Raw genomic sequence first — 20,367 nt, 5'->3', positions numbered from 1 at the left:
TGAATGTGGCCTGTTAGCCTGGGTGACCGTGAGTGGCGAGGAACAACCGAGGCGACTCGAGCGGCGCAAGCAGCGCACCCGAGCGGCATTGATCGGCGCCGCGCAGTCGTTCATCGCAGCCGGGAAGCTGAATGCACCGGTGCTGGAGATCACCCAGGCGGCAGATGTCGGAATGGGCTCGTTCTACAACCACTTCGACAGCAAGGAACAGCTGTTCGATGCGGCCGTCGCCGACGTGCTCGATGCCCACGGCGCACTGATGGACCGGCTCACCGAAGAAATCGACGACCCGGCCGAAGTCTTCGCCGGCAGTTTCCGGCTGACCGGACGGATGTTCCGCCGGCGTCCGCAGGAAAGCCAGATCATGCTCGCCAACGGGCTGCAATTGCTGGCATCCGATCGGGGCCTGGCGCCGAGGGCCCGGCGCGACATCGAGGCCGGCGCGCGCGCCGGGCGGTTCGCGGTGGACGACCCCGACCTGGCGCTGGCAGTCGCGGCGGGCGCGCTGATGGGTCTGGGCCGGCTGCTTCGCGATCAACCCGACCGCGACGACGCCGCGGCTGCCGACAAGGTCACCGAGGATGTGCTGCGGATGCTCGGCATGGATGCCTCGGAAGCGAAGGAGATCTGCGGCAGGCCGCTGCCCGATCTCGACGCGTCACTACTGTCACCGATGTGACGACTCAAGGAAACCTCAGGTGGACGCCCAGCCGGCTCGGCGATCTCACCGGCAAACGCATCATCGTGACCGGGGCGACCAACGGTGTCGGCCTCGGTACGGCCAAGGCGCTGGCGCGCGCTGGCGCCCACGTGATCCTTGCTGTACGCAACACCGCGCTGGGCGCGCAACGTTCGGCGGAGATCGGCGGATCCACCGAGGTGATCGAACTCGACCTTGCCGACCTCTCATCGGTGCGCGCCTTTCCGGGGCGGCTGGACGGTGACGTCGACGTCCTGATCAACAACGCCGGCGCGCTCACGCAGCATCGGACCGACACGGTCGACGGTTTCGAGATGACCATCGGCACAAACCTGCTCGGCCCGTTTGCGTTGACGAATCTGTTGTTCGACCGAATTGGCTCGCAGATCATCAACGTCGGCTCGGACGCGCACCGGTCCGCCACACTGCAGCTGGACGATCTGCACCTGCGCCGCAACAAGTGGACGGTGATGGGCGCCTACGCTCGGTCCAAGCTCGCGGTGATGCTGTGGGGACTCGAGCTGGACCGGAGACTGCGAGTAGCCAAGTCGCCCATCATCACTCAACTGACCCACCCGGGTTGGGTTGCTTCCAACCTGCCGAACGTCTCTGACAAGCCACTGATGTCGGTGGTACAGCGCGGGGTCAAGGCGGTGGCCGACGTGTTCGCCAACGACATCGACGCGGGAGCCGCCCCCACGCTGTACTGCCTGAGCGAGCCGATTCCACCCGGCAGCTACGTCGGCGTCGACGGCAGATTCGGATTGCGCGGCGGGCCGGTGCTGATCGGGCGGTCTGCGGTGGCCTGTGACTACGAAATCGCCGCAGGTGTGGTCGAATTCGCCGAGCGGGAGACGGGGACGACGGTCCCCGTCTAGCCCGCGGAGGGGGCGGTCAGGGCCTGCACCGCAGGGCCGAACATGCCCTGCTTGATGGCGCCGAGGGTGCCAGAGTCCTTGCCGCTCAACGGGCGCAGCAGGTCGGTGGCCGCCGTGGTCACCGAACCCTCGGGCGCGGTGGCGTCGACCAGTGCGTAGGCCTTGGCATCGACCCCGCCGAACCGGCGGCCCGTGGTCATGGACGCCATCGCTGCCTGCGGGGTCAGCTTGGCCTGGATCAGCGCGGCCATTCCCGGAGTGAACGGGATCCGGATGTCGACCTCGGGGAAACAGAAGAAGCCGCGGTCGTCTCGCATCACCCGGAAGTCGTGGGCGATGGCGAGCATCGCGCCGGCGCCGAACGCGTGTCCCACGACCGCGGCAGCCGTCGGGATCGGCAGCGTCAGCATCCGCGCCAACAGGCCTTGCACCCGGCCGACGTACCAATCGCCTTGATCGCTGTGGGCGCCGAGCCAATCCAGATCGAGGCCGTTGGAATAGAACTTGCTGTCGGCGGTGGTGACCAGGCCGTGCGCGCCCTTGGTCAGGACGGCGTCGAGGTGTGCGTCGACCGTATCGAGGAACTCGGGGGAGAACCGGTTCTCGTCGTCGCCCAGGTCAAGGATGGCGATGTCGCCGTCGTAATCCAGGGTGGGGGTCATGAGATTCCTTTCTTGAGGGGCTGTTTCTGGACGTGTTTCGGGGCGGGGCCCACCGCCAGTACGGCCGCCACGGCTGCATTGAGATGGGCCCGGGCGGTCGGGTCGGCGAGGCGGTTGCGGTGCAGCAGGATGGCGGTCGGCAGGTCGATGATGCACGTCGTCACGGTGTCCACCGCAGCCCGGTCACGCCGATCCCAGGTAGCCATGGCGAGTTCGATCATCAAGTCCACCAACTGTTTTTCCAACTCCTGCGCCTGCTCGGCCAAATCTGCGGGTAGGTCGTCGCCGAGTACCTGCTCGCGTCGGACCTGTAGCAGGAGTCGCGCCGAGGCCGGGTGCCGTTCGGCGAAGATCACCGGTGCGTAGGCGGCGGCAGCGATCGCGTCGGCACCGCGATGCGCCGCCTCGACCAGTTCACGTTGCAGCATCAGGAACCGCCGTCCGGCACGGAGCCAGACCTGGCCGAGCAGGCCAGCCCGCGAGCCGAAGGAGTGGTACAGCGCGCCATTGGACAGCCCGACCGCGTCGCTGATGGCGCGGATGGTCACCGATGCCGGTCCCGAGCGCACCGCGAGGGCTTCGGTGGCATCGAGGACCGCATCTGGGTCGTAGACGCGAGGGCGTGGCACAGCGCAACAATAACAGAGCAGCTGCTCTGTTATTGAGCGGGCGGTTGACGATCACTAAGGTGACCCTTAGTTTGTGGGGGTAACTTTCCTGTGGAGGTGGTCGTGGCCGGATCCGGTGTCCCCGCGCGAGTAGGCGGACGTCCGCCGCTCATCGCGGTGCCCGACATCGTCTCCGCGGGCCGCGACCTCGGCATGCGCAACCTGAGCATCAACGCGGTGGCCGCCCGTCTGGGGGTGTCCGCGACCGCGCTGTATCGCCACATCAGCGGCCGCTGGGAGTTGGAACGCCTGGTCGGGGAGAGCCTGCTCGCCGAGCTTGAGCTCGCCGATGATCCAACCCGATCCGCTCAAGACCATCTCCTGGCCTTCGGGGTGAACCTGCACCGCTACGCACTCGGTCACCCCGGCCTGGCTGCCTACATGCAGGTGCTGTTCCCGCGCGGCGAAGCCGGCGCCCGGTTGCTCTCCGACGAGATCGCCGCATTGGGCCGGCGTGGCTATACCGCCGAGGGCGCAGCGCTGCTGAGCAGTTCGGTGGCCGTGCTGGCCATCGGGCTGGCCGCCCAGCACGAGCTCAAGGCCGAGGCCAGCGGCGGCGACGACGGGTTCGTCCTGGAACGGGACGCCGCCGCCGAGCGGCTGGCAGGCGACGCCGCGCTGGGTCCGGTGCACACCGCGGGCATGCAACTGAGTGGCCCGCAATACCTGGAACTTCTGATGAATGCGCTGATCCGGGGACTGCTGACGTCCGTTGTCCCCGGCAGGCCGATCACCGACATCGTGGCGGAGCTGACCGCCACAGGAGAGGACCGCTGATGGCACGCGGATTTCAAGGAGTGATGATGCGCGGCTTCGGCGCGCGCGATCACCAGGCCACCGTGGTCGAGACCACCTACCTGACGCCGAACATGCTGCGCCTGCGCATGGTGTCACCGACCGTGTTCGAGGACGCCGTCGCCGAGCCGACGTCGTACCTGAGATTCTGGGTTCCAGACCCTGACGGCTCGAAAACCGAGTTCCAGCGGGGCTACACCATGTCCGAAATGGATCCCGCCACCGGGCATTTCGCGGTCGACGTGGTGCTGCACGAACCGTCTGGCCCGGCGTCGAAGTGGGCCAGGACCGCCAAGCCGGGCGACACCATCCCGGTGATGGCCCTGGGCTCGACGGGATTCACCGTGCCCGAGGATCTGCCTGCCGGATACCTGTTGATCGGTGATGCGGCGGCCACGCCGGCCATCAACGGCATCATCGGCGTTCTGCCGCATGACATTCCGATCGAGGTCTATCTAGAGGAGCACGACGAGAACGACCTGCTCATCCCGATCGCCGAGCATCCGCGACGGCGGGTCCACTGGGTCAAGCGTCACGATACGACGTCACTGGCCGCCGCCATCGAGGCCCGGGACTGGTCGGACTGGTACTGCTGGGTGACGCCGGAGGCCGGCTCGCTCAAGCATCTACGCACCAGGCTGCGGGACGAGTTCGGCTTTCCCAAGTCCGAACTGCATCCCCAGGCCTACTGGACCGAGGGCCGGGCGATGGGCACCGATCGCACCGAAGCCGAGCCGGGCACCGCGACCGACTCTGAAGCCGCGGTGGCCGAGCCCGCCCCCGCGCCCGCAGCGCCCGCACGCGGCACCTGGCGGGCACAGGGCGCCGGGCGCCTGCTGTCCCCGCTGAAAACCCCGTTGATCGTGTCGGGTGTCTTGCAGGCGCTCATCACCCTGATCCAGCTCGCCCCGTTTGTCCTGCTGGTCGAATTGGCTCGGCTGTTACTGGCCGGGGCCGAGGAATCCCGGTTGTGGACACTGGGTTTGACCGCCGTCTGGCTGCTGGGCCTGGGCGCGCTGCTGGGTGCCGGCCTGACCCTGTGGCTGCACCGCCTCGACGCCCGGTTCGCCCGTGAACTGCGGACCCGATTGTTGACCAAGATGGCGCGGCTGCCGCTGGGCTGGTTCACTGCGCGCGGGTCGGGTTCCATCAAGCAACTGGTGCAGGACGACACCCTGTCGCTGCACTACCTGGTCACCCACGCCATTCCCGATGCCGTCGCCGCGGTGATCGCGCCGGTGGCCGTGCTGGTGTACCTGTTCACCGTCGACTGGCGGCTGGCGCTGGTGCTGTTCATCCCGGTGCTCACCTATCTGGTGCTGATGTCGGTGATGACCATCCAGTCCGGAGCCAAGATCGGCCAGGCACAACGCTGGGCCGACCGCATGAGCGGCGAGGCAGGCGCCTACCTGGAAGGCCAGCCCGTGGTCCGGGTGTTCGGCGGTGCGGCATCGTCGAGCTTCCGGCGCCGACTGGACGAGTACATCGGCTTCCTGGTCGGCTGGCAGCGTCCCTTCACCGGCAAGAAGTCGTTGATGGACCTGGTGACGCGGCCCAGCACCTTCCTGTGGTTGATCGCCGCCGTCGGCACCCCGATGATCATCGGCGGCTCGATGGACCCCGTCGACCTGCTGCCGTTCCTGTTGCTGGGCACCACATTCGGGGTTCGGCTGCTGGGAGTGGGCTACGGGCTGGGCGGAATCCGCGGCGGCATGCTGGCCGCCCGGCGCATCCAGAACGCGCTCGACGAGGCGGACCTCGCGGTCCGGGAGGACGCAGGTGGGGCCGGTCAGCGGGGTGCCGTGATGTTCGACCGCGTGACCTTCGGCTACCGGCCGAGCGTCCCGGTGATCCAGGACGTGTCGCTGACCTTGCGCCAGGGCACGGTGACCGCGCTGGTCGGCCCGTCGGGCTCCGGTAAATCCACCCTCGCCGCTCTGCTGGCCCGCTTCCACGACGTCGACTCGGGTTCGATCATGCTGGACGGCAGGGATATTCGATCATTCGCGGCTGACGAGCTGTACCGGCAGGTCGGATTCGTGCTGCAGGAGACCCAGCTGGTGGCCGGCACCGTCGCCGAGAACATCGCCCTGGCCGACCCCGAAGCCGATCAAGAACGGATCGAACAGGCCGCGCGCGACGCTCAGATCCACGAACGCATACTGCGGTTGCCCGACGGCTACCAGACGGTGCTTGGCGCCGCGTCGGCCTTGTCCGGCGGTGAACGGCAGCGGCTCACCATCGCCAGGGCCATCCTGGCCGACACCCCGGTGCTGATCCTCGACGAGGCCACGGCCTTCGCCGACCCCGAGTCGGAATACCTTGTGCAGCAGGCACTCAACCGGCTCACCAAGGACCGCACGGTCCTGGTGATCGCGCACCGGCTGCACACCATCACCCACGCCGACCAGATCGTGGTGCTCGACGGCGGGCGCATCGCCGAAACCGGGACCCACGGAGAACTGCTGGCCGCCGGTGGGCGCTACCACCAGCTCTGGCAGACCGGCCAGTCGTTGCGCCCCGGCGATGCCGTCACCGCAGGAGAGGCACGATGATCCGCACCCTGATCAACCTCATCCCGACGGACCGCCGGGCCCGAGTAGGCATCTACGCCACGCTCACCCTGGCCTCGGTGGTGATCCGCGCGGCAGGCACGGTCCTGCTGATCCCATTGGTGGCAGCATTGTTCAGCGATGCGCCGCGTGAGGCGTTGCCCTGGCTGGGCTGGCTGACTGCCGCGACCGTCGTCGGCTGGATCATCGACACCGCGACCTCGCGGCTGGGATTCGACCTCGGATTCGCGCTGCTCGACCACACGCAGCACGATGTGGCCGACCGGCTGCCCAGCATTCGGATGGACTGGCTGAGTGGCCAGAGCGCGCAAGGCGGAGCGAACACCGCCAATGCGCGCCAGGCCATCGCGGCCACCGGACCGGAGCTGGTCGGAATGGTGGTCAACCTCCTGACCCCGTTGATCGGGGCGATCCTGCTGCCCGCAGCCATTGCGCTTGCGCTGCTGTTGATCTCGGTCCCGTTGGGACTGGCCGCACTGGCCGGTGTCGTGGTCCTGCTCGGCGCCTTCTGGGCCTCGGGCCGGCTGAGCCGCAAGGCCGATGCGGTGGCCGACGAGACCAACCGGGCGTTCACCGAGCGCATCATCGAATTCGCCCGTACCCAGCAGGCGCTGCGCGCCGCCCGGCGCGTGGAGCCGGCCCGCAGCATGGTCGGCGATGCGCTGGCCGCCCAGCACGGGGCGAGCATGCGGCTGCTGCTGATGCAGGTGCCCGGGCAGCTGCTGTTCAGCCTGGCCAGCCAGCTCGCCCTGCTGATCCTGGCCGGGATGGCCACCGCCCTGACGGTGCGCGGCTCACTCGGCGTGCCCGAGGCGATCGCGATGATCGTCGTCGCCGCCCGCTACCTCGAGCCGTTCACCTCACTGTCGGAGCTCGCCCCGGCGATCGAATCCACCCGGGCCACGCTCGGCCGGATCCGCGCCGTGCTCGACGCCCCGGTGATGGCCACCGGCACCGCCACACTGTCCGGGAACGCCGCGCCCCGCATCGAATTTGACGGCGTCACCTTCGGTTACGGGAGCACCCCGGTGTTGCAGGATGTCAGCTTCGTACTGGAGCCCGGCGGCACCACCGCGATCGTCGGCCCGTCCGGGTCGGGAAAGAGCACCATCCTGTCCCTCATCGCCGGGCTGCACCACCCGAGCTCGGGACGGGTGTTGATCGACGGTGTCGACACCGCCCAGATGGATGCCGAAACCCGCAGGGCAGCAACGAGTGTGGTGTTCCAGCATCCCTATCTTTTCGACGGGTCCATCCGGGACAACATCCTGGTCGGTGATCCTGGTGCCGACCCCGTGCAGCTCGCCACCGCGGCACGGTTGGCTCGCGTGGACGAGTTGACGGCGCGGTTGCCAGATGGCGACGACGCCTTGGTCGGTGAAGCCGGAAGTGCACTGTCGGGCGGCGAGCGTCAGCGCGTGAGCATCGCTCGCGCCCTGGTCAAACCGGCGCCGGTGCTGCTGGTGGACGAGGCGACGAGTGCGCTGGACACCGAGAACGAGGCCGCGGTGGTCGACGCTCTGACCGCCGATGAGCGGTCCCGGACCCGGGTGATCGTCGCGCACCGGCTGGCCAGCATCCGGCACGCGGACCGCGTGCTGTTCCTCGACGGCGGAAAGGTTGTCGAGGACGGCAGCATCGACGAACTGCTGGCCGTGCGCGGCCGGTTTGACGAGTTCTGGAATCAGCAGCGCGAGGCTGCCGACTGGCAGCTCACCCACTGACCGAACTGCGCTGTCCCTGAGCTCAAATTGGTGTCCGGGCTGCCCTCCCACCATTGCTAATGTCGCCGTTGTCCGGGCCGACGAAATTTGGGGGGTATCGCGTGCGTGAGTCGGAAGCGGAATCCGGTGGGCGCTGCCGGAAGTGGTGGCCGGCGACGTTCGTCGGCATCGCAGGCCTCCTCAGCGGCTGTTGGTTCCCTTTTCCGTCCGCGGTTGAACTCGATCCGGTCACGTACCCCGGCAAGGTCGGTGTGCCAGGCCAGAGGTTGTTGCCCTCGCTGCAATCGGAGCCGGTGCCAGGGTGGCGGGTGGATCTCAACAAGCTCCTTTCGGAACCGGTCAGGATGAATGCCGAATACATCGGCAACGACGGCGACCGCGCTTACTTCACTGTCGAGTACCTTGTCCGCACAAAGGGACTGAGGAAAACCGCGGTGCTGGGCACCGATGTCTCCAACGGTACGACGCTCTTTCCTCCGGTGGAGATCCCCGATGCCCGATCAGCGGACTGCTTTCTCAACGGCCCGCGACGGCTCGTGTGTGTGAACGATCAGTTGAGCGATGACCGCGACGATGTGTGGGTGGTCGACAGTGACGCAGGTGCAATCATCGCGCACGTTCCGACCGGACTGCGTTCACCACAGGAAGGCGCGGAAGCGCTCGAAGTCAAGCAGGTGGGCAACTATGCGGTCGCGTTGGAAGGTGGTGTGGGCGCGCACGGTATCGGCGACCAGGGACAGCTGACGTGGTCGGTGGCGGGCGACGGTGACCTGCTGTCCACGTTTGACCAGAGCCGATTCCCCGGCGACCCACCGGCAACGGTCGCGGCGACCATGAACGCTGACGGTCCGGAGACCGTGTTCTCCGTCGCCGACGGGGCGGTGCTGGCCGAAAACGTCGACCGGCACGTCGAACCCGTCATCGGCGGCTTCATGGTGGACGAGCAACGCGGCCGTGGCCCCCAGGTGTTCGGGTTCTACGACGAGCAGGGCACCAAGGTCGGTGAATATCGCCCACCTCAGGGGGCATCAGCTGTGCCCACCGGTGAAGGTGAGTTGCCGGTGTTGGCGATCAATCTCGACGACGCGCAGCTCGTGCTCGACAATCACGGCACCCCGATGTCAGTGGTCAAGACGGAGAATGCCGTAGCGACCCGATTCATCGGCGAACACCTCTTCATCAACCACGACCTCGGGGTCCACGGCAGTGACGTGGTGTGGAAGAAGTTCGACTTGGCGACCGGAGACCGAGTCTCGACGTGTTCCGGGGTACCGCTGGATTCGATGGACTTCGTCGGCTCCGACGGCACGGTGGTGGTCGGGCGTTTCGAACGTGACGGGGCATTGCTGGCAGTCGACACCAATACCTGCGAGACGCGGTGGCAGATCGCCGATCCGCCCGACATGTGGGCGGCCGGTTCAACGCTTGTGCAGCTGCTGCCGCAGAGCGCCGAGTTCACCGCGCTGGTGCCGCCGACCAGGTGACGACGTCGTACCGGTGTGTGGGGGCATTCCCACGGTAGCCGATCGGATACTTGAACTGAACCTACTGTAACTATTACAGTTGGGCGTCCCGGAATGATGTCGGGTTTATTGCCTATCCGGCGGGAGATCATGTTGACGACGTCGCAGGTGGTGTTCGATCCGTTTTCGGCGGATTTCTTCAACGGCCCGTACGAGACGTATCGGCGCATGCGGGAGGAAGCTCCGGTCTACTACAGCGCCGAGTACGACTTCTACGCGCTGACGAGGCACGTCGATGTGGCGGCGGCGTTCAAGGACTTCGAGACCTACTCGTCGGCGTACGGCGTCGATCTGGCCATGGTCCGGACCGGGCAGAAGGCGCCGGCGAAGATGATCATCTCGCTGGATCCGCCCGAGCACCGGCACATGCGCAGCCTGGTGAACAAGGTCTTCACCCCCAGGGCGATCGGCGCGCTGCAGGACATGGTCGCCCAGCAGATCGACCGCTACCTCGCGGCCGTCGATCCGGTGGAATTCGACGTGGTGTCCGACTTCTCGGCGTACTTCCCGGTCGAGGTGATCACCACGATGCTCGGGGTTCCCGCGGAATCACGCCAACAGGTGCGGCTGTGGATCGATGCTTCGTTGCATCGCGAGCCGGGTCAGATCGAGATGTCGGAATCCGGGATGGAGGCGATGGCTCAATCGTGGCTGTTGTACTACGACCTGATCGGCAAGCGGCAGGCTGAACCGCGCGACGACATGATCAGCCGGCTGATCGCCGCCGAGGTCGAACGCGAGGACGGTGAGGTAACCCGCCTGCGGAATTCCGAAATCGCCGGCTTTGCCACACTTCTCGGTGGTGCCGGCGCGGAGACGGTGACAAAGCTGGTGGGTGCGGCCGTGGTGATGTTCGCCCGCCATCCCGATCAGTGGCAGCGACTCGTCGCGGACCGCAGCAAGATCCCCGCCGCGATCGAGGAACTGCTGCGCTACGAAGCTCCGGCCCAGTACAACGTGCGGCGCTCGCAACGTGAGATCCACCTGCACGGTGTGACGATTCCCGAGGGTAAGCCCGTGTTCCTGGTCGGTGGCTCGGCCAACCGTGACCCCGACGCGTGGACGGACCCCGACGCCTTCGACATCGACCGGGACCGCACCCAGGCCCAGAACCTCGGATTCGGATACGGGATCCACAGTTGCCTCGGCGCCGCGCTGGCCAGACTGGAATGCAACATCGCTCTGGACAAGCTCCTGGACTTCATGCCCCGTTACGAGGTGGCCTGGGACCGCTGCGAGCGAGTGAGTATGCAGAACGTCGCGGGATGGGCCCACGTCCCGGTGCGGGTACTGCGATGAAGGGCGAAAAGCCCTGCGGCACCGTGACTTACCGCATGCATGTGGTGGCTCGAGATGTGGCTGAAATGGCCGTCAATGCCGGCGGACTGATGGTCGACCGGATGATGAGTGGTTGGCGGGTGAGCGTGCAGCTTTCGCACGAAGGCGACGTACGGCCGGTGCAGATCCTCGGCGCGGAGTTGGTCGATGCGGTGACGTCACCGGACCTCGGGGACGAGGAACGGTGTGTCCTGGTCATGGCCGCCGATGCGTATGCCCGCGCGATGTCCGGCGATGATCGACAACTCCCGGCCGGTTGGGTAGAGGCCCTGGTCTGGGGTGAATCCCCCGACCAGGGCCACATATTCGGCCACAACCTGAGTGCAGCCGCGCGGGCGTTCAAGGCCCAGGCGTTTGCCGCCGCTCACCTCGCTGTCGAAGAGGTGGCCGCCGCCGAGGCGTTCACGTCGATGAACGCCGGAGTCAGCGGCGTCACCCTGCGCGCCTGAGCCAACGGCGGTCAGGCCTTGGAGAGCTGCTTCTGCTCGTAGATGCGTGCCCACTCTGCGCGCGGGCGGATCGAGGTGTCGACATCGGTGGCCTGGGCGCGCAGTGCACCGACGGTCGCCTGATTTCGGGGGGTCAACTTGAACGGGTCCCAGCCGAAGAAGCGCGCCGAGTTCTCCCAGGTGATCTTGTTGATGTCGGAATCGCTTGCGCCGGCGGCATTCAACTCGGCCAGCACCTGCTCCGGAGCATCGGGCCAGAAGCAGTCGCTGTGCGGGTAGTCGCACTCCCAGGCGATGTTGTCGATGCCGATCTCGTGGCGCAGCTTCAGCGAGGTCTTGTCGGTCACGTAGCAGGCCAGTGAATGCTCGCGGAACACATCCGAGGGCAGCTTGTTGCCGAAGTCGCGGCGCAGCCACTTCTGGTTCGTGTAGTGCCGGTCGCTGCGATCGAGATAGAAGGGGATCCAACCGATTCCGCCCTCGGAGAAGGCGAACTTGAGGTCGGGGTAGTTACGCATCGCCGGTCCCCACAGCAGGTCCTGGGCGCACATCGCCGAGACCTGGGTGGCCAGGATGATGAGGTTGTCGATGGGGGCGTTGGGCGCCATGCTGATCGCGCCGAAGCCAGTGCCGATGTGCAGGCACATCACCACGTTCTCCTCCGAGAGCGTCCGGAAGACCGGGCCCCAGTAGTCCTCGTCGTGGTAACTCGGCAGACCCTCGAGGTGTGGCAGTTCGGGCATCGTGACCGCGCGGCAGCCCTTGGCGGCCACGCGGCGGATCTCGGCGCACATCCCGTCGGGAGTCCACGTCGGCAGGATCGCGATGGGGATGAACCGGTCCGGATAGCTGCCCGCCCACTCGTCGATGTGCCAGTCGTTGTAGGCCGACACCATCACGAGTGTGACGTCTTCACGCGTCATGTTGAGGTGCCGGGCGGAGAACCCGGTGAAGGTCGGGAAGCACATCGAGGCCAGGATGCCGTTGCGGTTCATGTCGCGGACCCGCTCATGCACGTCGTACACGCCCGGGCGCATCTCGGCGAATCCCGCCGGATCGCGGCCCCATTCCTCGGCCGGCCAGGACACCACGGCGTTGAGTCCGGACACCCCCTGCGGGCGTCCCTGATACATCCACTGGTCGACGCCCTTGTCATCGGTCACCACGATGGGCGCCTCGGGCTTGAACTTGGCCGGCACGTGGTTGAGGAACATGTCGGGCGGCTCGACGACGTGGTCGTCGATGCTGATGAGGATCAGGTCGTCGGTCTGCATCATTCAACTAGTACTCTCGGACAGCGTGACCGTCTCTGCACTTTCGGACAGAGGTTTAGCCGAATCGGCCAAACCTCGGCATATCGATCTGCGCCGAGGCGGACGAGCAACGGCAGGGAGCTATCTCTACGAGGGCGAAGGGCTCATCACCGGCTGGCACTTCCACGACGTGCATCAGATCGAGTACGCCCTGCACGGGGTGGTCGAGGTGGAAACCGAGACCGCGCACTACCTGCTCCCACCGCAGCAGGCCGCCTGGATCCCGGCCGGACTTCGCCACCAGGCGGTCATGAATCCCGACGTCAAGACCATTGCGGTGATGTTCGACCCCCAACTCCTCCCCGACGGTGGTGACCGGGCACGGATCATCGCGGTGTCTCCGTTGATCCGCGAGATGATGGTCTACGCGCTGCGCTGGTCGATCGAGCGGCCCCCCGGCGACGAGGGCGACGGTCACGTATCCGACACGTTCTTCGGGACCCTTGCCAACCTGGTCGCCGATGCGCTCGATCACGAAGCTCCGCTGAGCCTTCCGACCACCGAGCACCCGATCGTGGCGGCCGCGCTGGCCTACACCAAGGAGCACCTCGCCTCGGTGACAGCAGAGGACGTCAGCCGGGCCGTAGCGGTGTCCGAGCGGACGCTGCGCCGATTGTTCGCCGAGACGATCGGAATCTCTTGGCGCACATACCTTCTACATGCACGGATGCTGCGGGCGATGGCGCTGCTGGCCGGGCCTGACCAGTCGGTCCAGGCGACCGCCACGGCCGTGGGATTCGAGAACCTCAGCTCGTTCACCCGTTGCTTCAGTCAGTTCTGTGGTGAGACTCCGTCGGCGTATCGGTACCGCGCACGTGAGGAGCATCTGGAGCAGCCAGCCCGGCCCGCTCGACACTGAGCAGGCTCTCGGTGTGATGCTCGGCGCGGTAGGCCTCGCCGCCGCCGTTGATTCCGAAAAGCCTTTTGCTCCAGAGCAACCAGATCACCGCGGCCAGGTTGATCGTCAGCGCGCCGACGCGTAGTACGGTCACCTTCTCGGTGAGCTCATAGATTTCCAGCGGCAGGAAGACGCCGGTGGCGATGACCGCGAAGTACTCGCCCCACCGTTTCATGAGCCACAGCCCCACGGCTTCGGTGAACTCGATGAGGGCATAGGCGGCCACCCCGGCGGCGATCCACAGCAGGGTGGTCGACGACAAGGTGAACGCCTCGCCGATGTGCCGCACGATCTTGGAATCGTCTATGTTCCAACCGATTTGATCGGCCAGCGGCCGCATCAGCGGGATGTCCTTCTCGAACGCGTCCTGTAGCTGACTGCGTGACGCACGGACTTTCAGGATGCCCACCGCCAGCAGCACGAAGACGATGCCGCGGACCGCACGCTCGGCGGCGAGCAGTCGCATGATGGTGCGGTCTCGCAGGAGCCGGCCGCGGGGGATCTCCGGTGCGGTGTCGGCAGGCCCGTGACCGCGAGGAGGCCCGACGACAAACGTCTCGCACCGCAGGCAACGCCACGCCTCACCGACGGGGGTGTCTACGCGCAACCGGACGCGCAGTTCCGGTTCATCGGGGGCGAATGTCGCGTGCCCGCGCAGCCCGCACGACCGCAGGGCGAAATCCACCATGCCAGCACCGTAGCGCTGCCGAACCGGCTAGGTGCGGCAGCTGAGCTCCATGCTGTCGCTGTCGCGGGCCAGGAAGTTCACGCTGACATACCCGTTGGCGGGCTCGCGGACATGGTCGAGATAGGGCTCGGTGTCGGCCATCGACGTGTTGTCCGCGACCAGCAGCGCGCCCGTCGTGAGCTGCGGCTCCAGGAGTTCGACCACCGGCAGGTAGAGCTCCTTCCAGCCGTCGAGCAGGACGAAGCCGATGTCGCCCGTCACCGACTTCAGCGTCTCCAACGCATCGCCGTCGAGCACGGTGATCACATCGTCGAGACCGGTTTCGGCGAACGTCTTCTTGGCCGCGGCGATCTTCGTGGCACTCAGTTCGGTGGTGAACACCTGCCCAGATCCGTTGTCGCGCACCGCCGATGCCAGGTGCAGCGCCGAGAGCCCGAACGACATCCCGAACTCGACCACGATCGCGGGCCGGGTGGCCCGAACCAGGGAGTACAACAACCGGCCGGCCTCCCGGGTCACCGGCATGTATATGTCGCTGAGCGCATCCGCACGTTCCTGTGCGCTGGCATTCGACAGATCGGCGAACCGGCGCGACCCGTCCTCGCGCATCTTCTTGAACTGCTCGTCGGCCGCGGCGTACATCCGGTCCAGCGCGCCGGCGACCTTGTCATCGTTGAGGGTAGTCACGCTAACGAAGCTACGCCCGAGGGTGAATTATGGCCGGTGTGCGAAAACTACGAGCACTCCCGCTGTCCGCCGCAATCGTCCTCGTCCTCGCCACACTGGTGGCGCCGGTGGCGGCCGCAGGTGGCTACCGCTCCATCACCCTGACCTTCGTCCGTCACGCCCAGTCCGCGGGCAATGCCTCAGGCCTGATCGACAGCTCCACACCGGGGCCGCCGCTCACCGATCTGGGTCGGCAACAAGCCGTCGCCAGTGCGCAGCGCCTGGCGCCGCACCATTACGACGGAATCTTCGCCTCCACGATGATCCGGACCCAGCAGACCGCCCAGCCCATGGCCGACACGCTTCACGAGCCGGTCACCGTGCTGCCCGGACTCCACGAGATCGAGGCCGGCATCTATGAGGGGCAACCTGAGGCGAGCGCCGTGGAGACCTATTTCGCCGCGCCGGAACAGTGGTTGCGTGGCGACCGGAACGCCCGGATACCCGGATCGACCGACGGCAACGAGTTCGACGCTCGCTTCGACGAGGCGGTGCAACAGATCTACGACAGCGGCGACGACGATCCCGTCGCGTACTCGCACGGTGCCGCGATCATGTTGTGGGTCCAGATGAACGTCCGCAATCCCGATCCTCAACTGCTGATGCAGCACCCGCTCGACAACACCGGCTACGTCGTCATCAAAGGCAACCCGACCGACGGTTGGACGCTGACCGACTGGGACGGGGCCGGAAGCTAGCTGCCGGCCAGGAGCAAAAGTGATCCGCCGGCCATAAACTGGCGGAATGCGGCGCCGGTCACGTCTGGGTGGCACCACGCCCGGGCGCGGATACTGTGAGCCAAGGCAAGCGGAGATGGGAGCGGGGCTATGAGGTTTCGGTTGTTGCCATACGTGACCGTCGAGGTCGACGACCGGGTCCGACTGCGGGCGCGCAGGGCCGGCGAGCGGCTCCGGGTCAACCTCAGGGCCTACCTGCGTAGTGCTGCCGACGAGGTCGAGACCGCCAGCGGCCGGGTCCGCGACCTGTGCGACACCGCGGTTGACCGCGTCGACCACGCGGTGGCCAGCGTCAACGACAAGATCGCCCCCGAACCGCAGTCCGCCCCCGACGCCCCGTTCACCGGATCCGTCGGCACCTCCGACGAGCCCCCGAAACGGCATCTGCAGGTCGTCTAGCTCCCGGTCCAACCCCGGGCGGCGCGACAACCGTCGGCGCTCTACGGTTGGAGGGCACTGGCCTTCTCCCTCTGGAGGGGTCGACACATCGGCCCGGGAGGGGTTGACGAGGCTTGCTCGGCAACAGTCTTGCGGTGCTGTTCGCCCTGTGCGCAGCAGTTTTCGCGGCTGTCGGCATCGTGGTGCGACAGCGCGCCACCATGGACGTTCCGCCAGGGAAGGGCGTCAGCACGGTCATGCTGCGCACCCTGCTGCGCCGCAGGTTGTGGTGGGCGGGAACCGCGTCGGCTGTGGCCGGGTACGTGTTCCAGGCGTTGGCGCTCGGGTTCGGCTCGCTGCTACTCGTCCAGCCGGTGCTCGTGTCGGCGTTGTTGTTCGCACTCCCCTTGAGCGCCCGACTGGCCCACCGGAAGGTCAGCCGCGCCGAATGGGCCTGGGCCCTGCTACTGACCGGGGCGTTGACCGTGTTCGTCGCGCTGGCCAGGGCCAGCACCGGGACTTATGGGGTATCTGTGGCCACCACGGTCACCGTCGTCATCGTGTGCGCAGCGGCCGTCGGCCTGTGCGTCCTGGCAGCCACGCGGAGCACCAATTGGCGCCGCGCGGTGCTCTTGGCACTTGCGGTGGGCGTGATGTTCGGCGTGGTCGCCGTGCTGACCAAGATCGTGATGCACACGATCGCCGTGGACGGCGTGCTCGCCGTGCTGACCACGCCGGCCCTGTACCTGGTGGTGGCGCTCGGAGTGGTCGCGACGCTGCTTCAGCAGTCGGCATTTCACGCCGGATCGCTGCAGACCTCGGTGCCGACCATGCTGGTGCTCGAGCCCGTGGTGGCAGTCGTGCTCGGCTCAGTCGTCCTGGGCGAGCACCTGTCGATCACGGGCTGGGAACCGGTGGCCCTGTCCGTGGCGGTCGGAGCGATGGCCGCAGCCACCATCGCACTGGGCCGTGACGAGGGCGCCTACGAGGAGAAGCTCGAGGCCGAACTCGAAGGCAAGGCTGCCGTGCCGCGCATCCAGACGGCCGGCGAGGACCGCTAGGTTTTCGGCGCGTTTCGCCGGAACGCTTTGCGCAGGTCTGTGGCACGGCCCTGCAGGTGCCCCGTGTTGATCGCCTGATCGACTGTGATTGTGCCGGCTGCGAGAGTGACCACGGTGTCTGCCGATGCGCTCAAGATCGTGTGCGGACGCGGATCGGGGCCGGCGCTGGCGTGAGGACCGGTTTGATCGATGCGGAGATTGATGAGGAAACCATCGACCTCGAGGCCGATGGAAACAGGCGGATTCGCCGTCGCGCCCTGGAGCAGCGCGGGGATCGCGAGGACGAGCCAGCGGGGATGGAAAGAATCGTCGCCGCGGCCTGACGCCACGAGCGGGGCGCCCCACCGGCCCAGTGCCTCCATCGGTTCGCGTAGTTCGGAGCCCCATCGCGTGAGCGCATAGACGACCCCCGACTCTTCCAGGCGGCGTTCAAGAATCCCGTTGCCTTCGAGGCTCCTCAGCCGCTCGGCGAGCAGGTTCGTGGCGATTCCTGCGAGCGAGCTTCTCAGTTCGCCGTATCGCAGGGGGCCGGGCAGCAGTTCTCGCACGATCAGCAGGTTCCAGCGGTCGCCGACGACGTCGAGCGCCCTTGCCAGCGCGCAGAACTGGCCGTAAGAACGTGAAGTAGAACGCTTGACTTCATCCATCGCGATTGATTTTATAAACTACCAGCGTTTCGCCGCAAGGTGTACTTCAGTCAACCGACAGTCAGGATGCCTTGACATGCAAATCAATTGGCTCAGCGTCGTGCTCGCCCTGATGGCGGGCATGGTGGTTGCCGGTGTCTGGTACGGGAAGCTGTTCGTCGAGGTCTGGTGGAATCTGACCGGCATCACCCCGGAGCAGTCCAAGGCGGCAAGCAAGCGGAACATGGTCCAGCTGTTGATTGCCAACGCAGTCACTGCGGTAGGGCTCGCTGCCGCGATCGCGGTGACGGTTTCGGCAACCGGGATCCACTCGGTCTGGCTGGCACTCGTCGTCGGGTTCGCAGCATGGCTGGCGTTCTCGGCGACGACGCTTTTTCAGCACAACGCATTCGAACTCAAGCCGCCGAAGTTGACGGCGATCAATACCGCGTATCAGCTCACGCTCTTTCTCGCGATGAGCTTGGTGATCGGTCTTTTCTAGCGACGGCTAGGGGTTGATCGTGTGCTCGCCGATCTGGCGTCCCCACACGTACTCGGACACCAGCGGCTGGCCGAGTTCGAAGTGGTTGTAGGGCGCGATCGAGGCACCGATGTCCATCACCAGATACGGGGCCGGCCACAGGTCCTTGGTGACCGGCTGCCAGCAGCCGGGCCGGCCTTCGGGCCCACCGGTGGCATTCACCCGCGGCAGGTTGTCCGGATACACCCACGCATTGGGCGCACCGACGAGGAAGTCCTGTAGCTCGAATCCATAGCCGTTTCGGGTCTGCTGGGCGAACTTGGGGGCGGCCAGGGCGTAGTTGTGGATCATGCAATACAGCGCCGGGCTGTTGCGGTCGAGCATCGCACTGACCGGCAGGAGGTCCTGTGCGCCGCGGACCAGGTAGGGGCCGCCGCGCTCGAAGATGTCGCCGCCGGTGTTGCCGAAGCCGACCGCGGCCACGAGGGCCTGGTCGAGGTTGCCGCGCTGCTCGTTGAGGGTGCGGGCGGTGGTGACGGCGTTGGTCAGGCCGTCGAACAGGTCCGGGGCGGCGTTGGCGTAGACCTCGCCCAGATCGGCCAGACCCGAGATGTCGCGCCGGATCTGGGGCATGCGCGGGTTGAGGTCGGACAGGATGTCGTTGCCGTTGACGATCGACTGGCCGAACTTGTCACCCAGACCGTCGAGCGCCTGCGCGGTCGCGGTCAGGGTTTCGTTGAGTTTGATCGGGTCGATCTGCTCGGAGATCGCGGTGATCGTCTCGAACAGTGTGTTGAACTCCGTCGTCACGCCCTCGGCCCGGATCGGCGTGTCCGGGGAAATCCGCTGTGGCGACGGATTGTCGGGCGCGACGAACGAGATGTACTTGTTGCCGAACACCGTGGTGGCCTTGAGTTCGGCGGTCACATTCTCGGGGATCAGCCTGAGGTATTTGGGCTTGACGTCCACGGTCAGTCGGGCCTGCTGGTCGCCGTCGACCTCCGCTACGTCCACGGCGGTCAACCGGCCGATGGGCACCCCGTTGAAGGTGACCTTCGAGCCCGGGTCCATCGACAGGCCAGACCGGTTGGACAACACCGTGAGCTGCGTTTTTTCCTCGAAAACCCCGCGGAACTGCATCCACGTCAGCACCAACACCGCGACCACGAGGATGACCATGCCCGCGCACGCGGACTTATACGGTGGGTCGTACCGCCAGTGCTTGAACCGCTGTTGGAAGCGGTCCCGCACCGTCGCGGTGGATGAGGCCACGGCAAACCTCCGACGTATTGACGCAGCCAGCTAGTAAGTGAGCAAACTTTCGCAAACAACTAGAGACAACTGCAACTACAAGCCGCCCAGTGCGGCGAACATCAAATTGCCAACTCTGGGAGACCCCCGTCACAGCGTAAGCGCTGATCAGGTATTTCTGCCGCCATTCACCCCGACGACCTGGCCGGTGATGTAGCCGGCCTCCTCCGAGATGAGGAATGAACACGTTGCTGCAATGTCCTCCGGTCGCCCTATCCGCCGGACCGGGGTGGCGTCGATGGTGTTCTGGATGTCGCCTAGCTCGCCACGGGATTCGGCGGCGCGCAGCATCGGCGTGTCGATGAAACCCGGCGGGACGGCGTTCACCGTGACCCCGGCCGGACCGAATTCCAGTGCCAGAGACTTGGTCAGCCCGTTGACGGCGGACTTGGCGGCCACATAATCGGACATGTACGGGACACCGGAGTGCGTGCTCGACGAGGAGATGTTGACGATGCGGCCCCAGCCCGCGGCGATCATGTCGGGCAACGCGGCCTGCACGACGTGGAAGACGCCGTTGAGATTGACGTCGACGACCTTCTGCCAACGCTCGAAGGTGAGGTCGGTGAACGGCGTGAAATCGCTGAGACCGGCCGAGTTCACCAGGATCGTGACGGGGCCCAGCTGCTCACGGACCGCCTTGAACACCGCGTCGACCTGGGCCCGGTCGGTGACATCGGCGGCGTAGGAGTGCTCGTCGTCAGTCGAGTTGAGGTCGAGGGTGGCGACCCGGTATCCGTCGGCGGCGAGGCGGTCGGCGATCGCCTTGCCGATTCCGGATGCGCCTCCGGTCACCAGTGCTGTTTTCTGTTGCGGGGTGGTCATGCCTCGTCCTTTC

At 66.4% G+C, this 20,367-nt stretch carries 21 protein-coding genes; 13 read left to right on the top strand and 8 right to left on the bottom strand.

Annotation, left to right across the window (positions count from 1 at the left end; translation table 11 throughout):
- The first annotated feature begins 22 nt into the window (after positions 1–22).
- Positions 23–679 carry a TetR/AcrR family transcriptional regulator gene (locus ACZYZF_RS03210; RefSeq protein ID WP_463834484.1) on the top strand — a complete coding sequence of 219 codons (657 nt, stop codon included), beginning with the start codon at positions 23–25 and terminating at the stop codon, positions 677–679.
- Positions 676–1,578, top strand: a complete 903-nt coding sequence (locus ACZYZF_RS03205) for an SDR family NAD(P)-dependent oxidoreductase (RefSeq protein WP_463743557.1) — start codon at positions 676–678, stop codon at positions 1,576–1,578. The genes ACZYZF_RS03210 and ACZYZF_RS03205 overlap by 4 nt, the downstream gene beginning before the upstream one ends.
- Here the strand turns inward: ACZYZF_RS03205 and ACZYZF_RS03200 are convergent.
- Positions 1,575–2,240, bottom strand: a complete 666-nt coding sequence (locus tag ACZYZF_RS03200; protein ID WP_463834482.1) for an enoyl-CoA hydratase-related protein — start codon at positions 2,238–2,240, stop codon at positions 1,575–1,577. The two genes, ACZYZF_RS03205 and ACZYZF_RS03200, sit on opposite strands and share 4 nt — an antisense overlap.
- Positions 2,237–2,869, bottom strand: a complete 633-nt coding sequence (locus tag ACZYZF_RS03195; RefSeq protein ID WP_463834481.1) for a TetR/AcrR family transcriptional regulator — start codon at positions 2,867–2,869, stop codon at positions 2,237–2,239. Before ACZYZF_RS03195 ends, ACZYZF_RS03200 begins: the two co-directional genes overlap by 4 nt.
- A gap of 102 nt (positions 2,870–2,971) precedes the next feature.
- Here ACZYZF_RS03195 and ACZYZF_RS03190 point away from each other — a divergent pair, with 102 nt between their 5' ends.
- The 6 genes from ACZYZF_RS03190 (at position 2,972) to ACZYZF_RS03165 (ending at position 11,310) form a co-directional block, all read left to right on the top strand.
- Positions 2,972–3,685: a TetR/AcrR family transcriptional regulator gene (locus ACZYZF_RS03190; protein ID WP_463834480.1), complete on the top strand. Its 714-nt coding sequence runs from the start codon at positions 2,972–2,974 to the stop codon at positions 3,683–3,685.
- Positions 3,685–6,258 (top strand): ABC transporter ATP-binding protein/permease, encoded by a 2,574-nt coding sequence (locus ACZYZF_RS03185; RefSeq protein ID WP_463834479.1) that lies wholly within the window; start codon positions 3,685–3,687, stop codon positions 6,256–6,258. Before ACZYZF_RS03190 ends, ACZYZF_RS03185 begins: the two co-directional genes overlap by 1 nt.
- A complete protein-coding gene (locus ACZYZF_RS03180; protein ID WP_463834478.1) occupies positions 6,255–8,000 on the top strand; it encodes an ABC transporter ATP-binding protein in 1,746 nt (581 codons plus the stop codon). Before ACZYZF_RS03185 ends, ACZYZF_RS03180 begins: the two co-directional genes overlap by 4 nt.
- Positions 8,001–8,101: 101 nt before the next feature.
- Complete coding sequence (locus ACZYZF_RS03175) at positions 8,102–9,484, top strand: hypothetical protein (RefSeq protein WP_463834477.1); 1,383 nt, start codon at positions 8,102–8,104, stop codon at positions 9,482–9,484.
- Positions 9,485–9,613: 129 nt separating this feature from the next.
- Entirely contained in the window at positions 9,614–10,822 is a 1,209-nt protein-coding gene (locus ACZYZF_RS03170; protein ID WP_463743564.1) for a cytochrome P450, read from the top strand.
- Between the two features lie 65 nt (positions 10,823–10,887).
- Positions 10,888–11,310 carry a hypothetical protein gene (locus tag ACZYZF_RS03165; RefSeq protein WP_463743565.1) on the top strand — a complete coding sequence of 141 codons (423 nt, stop codon included), beginning with the start codon at positions 10,888–10,890 and terminating at the stop codon, positions 11,308–11,310.
- 11 nt (positions 11,311–11,321) lie between these two features.
- Here the strand turns inward: ACZYZF_RS03165 and ACZYZF_RS03160 are convergent, their stop codons facing one another.
- Positions 11,322–12,584, bottom strand: a complete 1,263-nt coding sequence (locus ACZYZF_RS03160) for an amidohydrolase family protein (RefSeq protein WP_463744162.1) — start codon at positions 12,582–12,584, stop codon at positions 11,322–11,324.
- Positions 12,585–12,609: 25 nt separating this feature from the next.
- Here ACZYZF_RS03160 and ACZYZF_RS03155 point away from each other — a divergent pair, with 25 nt between their 5' ends.
- Entirely contained in the window at positions 12,610–13,482 is an 873-nt protein-coding gene (locus ACZYZF_RS03155) for an AraC family transcriptional regulator (RefSeq protein WP_463743566.1), read from the top strand.
- Here the strand turns inward: ACZYZF_RS03155 and ACZYZF_RS03150 are convergent.
- Positions 13,391–14,209 (bottom strand): DUF2127 domain-containing protein, encoded by an 819-nt coding sequence (locus tag ACZYZF_RS03150; protein WP_463743567.1) that lies wholly within the window; start codon positions 14,207–14,209, stop codon positions 13,391–13,393. The genes ACZYZF_RS03155 and ACZYZF_RS03150 overlap by 92 nt on opposite strands.
- A 27-nt stretch (positions 14,210–14,236) precedes the next feature.
- A complete protein-coding gene (locus ACZYZF_RS03145) occupies positions 14,237–14,818 on the bottom strand; it encodes an O-methyltransferase (RefSeq protein ID WP_463744163.1) in 582 nt (193 codons plus the stop codon).
- A gap of 107 nt (positions 14,819–14,925) precedes the next feature.
- Between ACZYZF_RS03145 and ACZYZF_RS03140 the strand changes: the two genes are divergently transcribed.
- The 3 genes from ACZYZF_RS03140 to ACZYZF_RS03130 all read left to right on the top strand — a co-directional run bounded on the left by ACZYZF_RS03140 (position 14,926) and on the right by ACZYZF_RS03130 (position 17,111).
- Positions 14,926–15,633, top strand: coding sequence for a histidine phosphatase family protein (locus tag ACZYZF_RS03140; RefSeq protein ID WP_463743568.1), 708 nt, complete (start codon positions 14,926–14,928; stop codon positions 15,631–15,633).
- A gap of 129 nt (positions 15,634–15,762) precedes the next feature.
- Positions 15,763–16,071 carry a hypothetical protein gene (locus ACZYZF_RS03135; protein WP_463743569.1) on the top strand — a complete coding sequence of 103 codons (309 nt, stop codon included), beginning with the start codon at positions 15,763–15,765 and terminating at the stop codon, positions 16,069–16,071.
- Positions 16,072–16,184: 113 nt separating this feature from the next.
- Positions 16,185–17,111, top strand: coding sequence for a DMT family transporter (locus ACZYZF_RS03130; RefSeq protein WP_463743570.1), 927 nt, complete (start codon positions 16,185–16,187; stop codon positions 17,109–17,111).
- Here ACZYZF_RS03130 and ACZYZF_RS03125 read toward each other — a convergent pair.
- Positions 17,108–17,758, bottom strand: a complete 651-nt coding sequence (locus ACZYZF_RS03125) for a winged helix-turn-helix transcriptional regulator (RefSeq protein ID WP_463834475.1) — start codon at positions 17,756–17,758, stop codon at positions 17,108–17,110. The genes ACZYZF_RS03130 and ACZYZF_RS03125 overlap by 4 nt on opposite strands.
- A gap of 76 nt (positions 17,759–17,834) precedes the next feature.
- On the opposite strand from ACZYZF_RS03125, the gene ACZYZF_RS03120 reads away from it, so the two are divergent.
- Complete coding sequence (locus ACZYZF_RS03120) at positions 17,835–18,239, top strand: DUF1761 domain-containing protein (protein WP_463743572.1); 405 nt, start codon at positions 17,835–17,837, stop codon at positions 18,237–18,239.
- Between the two features lie 6 nt (positions 18,240–18,245).
- Here ACZYZF_RS03120 and ACZYZF_RS03115 read toward each other — a convergent pair whose 3' ends face one another.
- Both ACZYZF_RS03115 and ACZYZF_RS03110 read right to left on the bottom strand, forming a co-directional pair.
- A complete protein-coding gene (locus tag ACZYZF_RS03115) occupies positions 18,246–19,397 on the bottom strand; it encodes an MCE family protein (protein WP_463744164.1) in 1,152 nt (383 codons plus the stop codon).
- Positions 19,398–19,637: 240 nt separating this feature from the next.
- Positions 19,638–20,354 carry an SDR family NAD(P)-dependent oxidoreductase gene (locus ACZYZF_RS03110; protein WP_463743573.1) on the bottom strand — a complete coding sequence of 239 codons (717 nt, stop codon included), beginning with the start codon at positions 20,352–20,354 and terminating at the stop codon, positions 19,638–19,640.
- Positions 20,355–20,367 lie beyond the last annotated feature (13 nt).

The sequence above is a fragment of the Mycobacterium sp. IDUB_24 genome, from assembly GCF_055419385.1.
Note: the sequence above shows the minus strand (reverse complement) of the source record. Positions and strands in the feature narration are given on the sequence as shown.